Source organism: Mesorhizobium sp. M7D.F.Ca.US.004.01.2.1, from assembly GCF_003997785.1.
GTDB lineage: Bacteria > Pseudomonadota > Alphaproteobacteria > Rhizobiales > Rhizobiaceae > Mesorhizobium > Mesorhizobium loti.
Genome location: NZ_RZRQ01000464.1, coordinates 1 through 3,495, shown reverse-complemented (window position 1 = coordinate 3,495; position 3,495 = coordinate 1). Strand labels below are relative to the sequence as shown.

5 protein-coding genes are annotated in these 3,495 nt (G+C 59.9%); 3 read left to right on the top strand and 2 right to left on the bottom strand.

Annotated elements, in window-relative coordinates:
• Together EN993_RS33010 and EN993_RS38110 are read right to left on the bottom strand one after the other, a co-directional pair.
• The coding region (locus tag EN993_RS33010) for a GntR family transcriptional regulator (protein WP_164757968.1) at positions 1–218 on the bottom strand (218 nt) is incomplete at its 3' end.
• A gap of 68 nt (positions 219–286) precedes the next feature.
• The gene (locus tag EN993_RS38110) at positions 287–592 is read right to left on the bottom strand and encodes a hypothetical protein (protein WP_245469035.1); all 306 of its coding nucleotides are present in this window, start codon (positions 590–592) and stop codon (positions 287–289) included.
• On the opposite strand from EN993_RS38110, the gene EN993_RS33005 reads away from it, so the two are divergent.
• The 3 genes from EN993_RS33005 to EN993_RS32995 form a co-directional block, all read left to right on the top strand.
• The gene (locus EN993_RS33005) at positions 473–1,420 is read left to right on the top strand and encodes a 4-hydroxyproline epimerase (protein ID WP_245469034.1); all 948 of its coding nucleotides are present in this window, start codon (positions 473–475) and stop codon (positions 1,418–1,420) included. The two genes, EN993_RS38110 and EN993_RS33005, sit on opposite strands and share 120 nt — an antisense overlap.
• A gap of 334 nt (positions 1,421–1,754) precedes the next feature.
• Complete coding sequence (locus EN993_RS33000) at positions 1,755–2,657, top strand: branched-chain amino acid ABC transporter permease LivH (RefSeq protein WP_109664588.1); 903 nt, start codon at positions 1,755–1,757, stop codon at positions 2,655–2,657.
• Between the two features lie 4 nt (positions 2,658–2,661).
• Positions 2,662–3,495: DUF3382 domain-containing protein (locus EN993_RS32995; protein WP_127265960.1), on the top strand; the 834-nt coding region annotated here is incomplete at its 3' end.

Sequence of the window (3,495 nt, the reverse complement as noted above, 5' to 3'; positions counted from 1 at the left end):
GAAGAGATTGTTACAAGCCCCTCTGCCTCAAGTTTGCGCAAAGCCTCATGTATCGGCATTCGCCTGACGCCGAGATCTCTTCCAAGGTGCTCCTGCAAGAGCTGCTCCCCTTCGGCTAGTTCGCCCGATATTATGCGACGCCGCAACTCGTCGGAGACCAGATCAACTGTGGTCTGGCGCTTGATGCCGCCGGGTCGATGGCCCTTGCCGTTGTGCATTCCGCCTATGCCTTCCGCAGATCTAACGGCCACTCCGGCCGGCCCCAAACCTAGTGACATTGCATAATTTAGGCAAGACCCGAGCGAATTTTGCCGGATTTCGGCCGCGAAAACAGCGGCTTCGCAAAAGGATTTGACCGGATCGCATATTTTATGCAATGTTGATTTTCGTTGCTTGTCGCTGGAGTTCGCTTGCCGTGAGCCGTTCGACGTATTTCTGTGTTGATGCGCACACCTGCGGGAATCCTGTGCGCGTGGTCGTTGGCGGCGGTCCGGTTCTTCCTGCAACCGCACCTATGGCTGAGAAGCGCCAGATCTTCATCAAACAACACGACGAGGTAAGGCGCTCCTTGATGTTCGAGCCGCGCGGCCATGACGTGATGTCCGGCTCCATCCTCTATCCGCCGACGCGCGAGGATTGCGACATCGCCATCCTGTTCATCGAAACCTCCGGCTGCCTGCCGATGTGCGGCCACGGCACCATCGGCACGGTGACGATGGCGATCGAACACGGGCTGATCAAACCGAAGACGCCGGGCGTGCTCAGGCTCGACACTCCGGCCGGTCTGGTCATTGCCGAGTACAAGCAGGTCGGCGACTATGTCGAGGAGGTGCGCATCACCAACGTGCCCTCCTTCCTCTACGCCGAGGGGCTGACGGTCGAATGCCCGCAGCTCGGCGAAATCACCGTCGACGTCGCCTATGGCGGCAATTTCTACGCCATCGTCGAGCCGCAGGCAAACTACCGCGACATGGCCGACTATTCGGCGGGCGACTTCATCGCCTGGAGTCCGGTGGTGCGGCAGCGGCTCAATGAGAAATATTCCTTCGTGCATCCCGAGAACCCGGGCATCAACCGGCTGTCACACATGCTGTGGACTGGCAAGCCGACCGTGGCCGGGGCCGATGCCCGCAATGCCGTGTTCTACGGCGACAAGGCGATCGACCGCTCGCCATGCGGCACTGGCACCTCGGCGCGCATGGCGCAGCTTCATGCCAAGGGCAAACTCAAGGCCGGCGACAGCTTCGTCCATGAATCGATCATCGGTTCGCTGTTCAAGGGCAAGATCGAAAAGGACGTCACCGTCGCTGGCAAACCGGCCATCATACCCTCGATCGGCGGCTGGGCACGGATGACCGGATTGAACACCATCTTCATCGATGACCGCGATCCGTTCGCGCATGGTTTTGTGGTCAAGTGAAGGGAAACCTGACCCAGGGGAAAGAGACTGAACGAAAAACGGATCGTGTCAGCAACGCAACGATTCCTCTCATCACCTAATTTTGACGGCGATTTCTTCGAAACGGGGCGCATGATGCAGCCGAATCGTCAAAGACATTGCGTTATGCCAATGCTAGGGTCCGCGATAGTCCAGGGGTCGGGTGTGAAAAACGGGCGATCGGAAAGGCGTGCCTCGAAAACACGCATGACGATTGAAAAATGACGTTGCAATCCGGGCTCGAAACTTTACGACTAGGGGAAATACGAAAAGGAATGCGTCTGCATGGGCGACATTCCAGGGGAGCCATGTACACATGCAGTACTTTGTCCAGCAGCTTATCAACGGGCTGACGCTGGGATCGATCTATGGGCTGATCGCGATCGGCTACACGATGGTCTACGGCATCATCGGCATGATCAACTTCGCCCATGGCGACATCTTCATGGTGGGCGCCTTCACGGCGCTGATCGTCTTCCTCGTCCTCGGCGCGCTGTTCTATTCGGTGCCCGTGGTCATCGCGCTGCTGGTCATGATGATCGTGGCGATGCTGCTCACCAGCCTCTACAACTGGACGATCGAGAAGGTGGCCTACCGGCCGCTGCGCGGTTCGTTCCGGCTGGCGCCGTTGATCACCGCCATCGGCATGTCGATCGCGCTGTCGAACTTCGTCCAAGTGACGCAAGGGCCACGCAACAAGCCGATCCCTCCAATGGTTTCGCAGGTTTACAACATCAACGGCATCAGCGTGTCGCTGAAGCAGATCATCATCGTCGTTGTCACCGCGCTGCTGCTGGCGCTGTTCTGGTATCTGGTCAACAGGACTTCGCTCGGTCGGGCGCAACGCGCCTGCGAGCAGGACCGCAAGATGGCGGCTCTGCTCGGCATCGATGTCGACCGCACCATCTCGATCACCTTCATCATGGGGGCCGCCCTTGCTGCTGTCGCCGGTACGCTGTTCCTGATGTATTACGGCGTCATTGCCTTCTCGGACGGCTTCACGCCTGGCGTGAAGGCCTTTACCGCGGCGGTGCTTGGCGGCATCGGCTCACTGCCGGGTGCGGTGCTCGGCGGGCTTCTGATCGGCTTCATCGAGAGCATGTGGTCGGCCTATTTCTCGATCGACTACAAGGATGTCGCGGCGTTCTCGATCCTGGCGATCGTGCTGATCTTCCTGCCTTCCGGCATTCTGGGCCGGCCAGAAGTCGAAAAGGTCTGAGACCATGGCCGTCACCGTATCTCCCGAGAGCGACATCGTCGCCACCCCTATCCAACGGGCCCTCAAGGAAGCGTTCTATGCCGGCGCCATTTCGCTTGGCCTGTTCGTGCTGTTCATCGGCCTGAAGACCGGCCAGAACATCTCCAATGAATTGGTCGTGACGACGCGCTGGGGCCTGCTCGCCGCGGTGGTGATCGCCACGGCTGTCGGGCGCTTCCTCTATGTCGCCTACGGCCAGCCCTTCATGGCCAGCCAGAAGATAACCAACGTTGCCACCGGCCTATTGCCGGCCAGCGTGGCGTCACGGTTCTTCCAGCTGCCGTGGTTCATCGCGGCCGTTGTCGCGGCGGTGCTGCTGTTCGTGTTGAACAACTCTCTCGCCGGATGGGTGGGAGCAGAGCCAGCCGGCTATCTGCAATTCCTGCGCGCCCTGGCGATCATCTATGTGCTCGCTTGCGTGATCTACTACTTCCGCGCCTTCATCCATGCCAACTTCACCAAATTGGGCGTCACAGCGCTGGTGCTATACCCGATCCTCGTGGTCGCGGTGCTGTCGCTGAACGCCTGGTCGATCGCCAGCGGGCTGCAGGGTTCGCTGAAATGGGTCGACAATTTCGGCATCCAGATCCTGATCTATGTGATGCTGGCCTGGGGCCTGAACATCGTCGTCGGCCTCGCCGGCCTGCTCGACCTCGGCTATGTCGCCTTTTATGCACTTGGCGCCTATGCCTATGCGCTTCTCGCCACGCACTTTGGTCTGTCGTTCTGGATCCTGTTGCCGGCCGCCGGCGCCATGGCCGCCCTCTGGGGGGTGCTGCTTGGCTTCCCGGTGCTGCGC

Coding starts and splice junctions, on each gene's coding strand:
- EN993_RS33000 (WP_109664588.1), top strand. CDS start 1,755: ATGCAGTACTTTGTCCAGCAGCTTATCAACGGGCTGACGCTGGGATCG.
- EN993_RS38110 (WP_245469035.1), bottom strand. CDS start 592: ATGGCCGCGCGGCTCGAACATCAAGGAGCGCCTTACCTCGTCGTGTTG.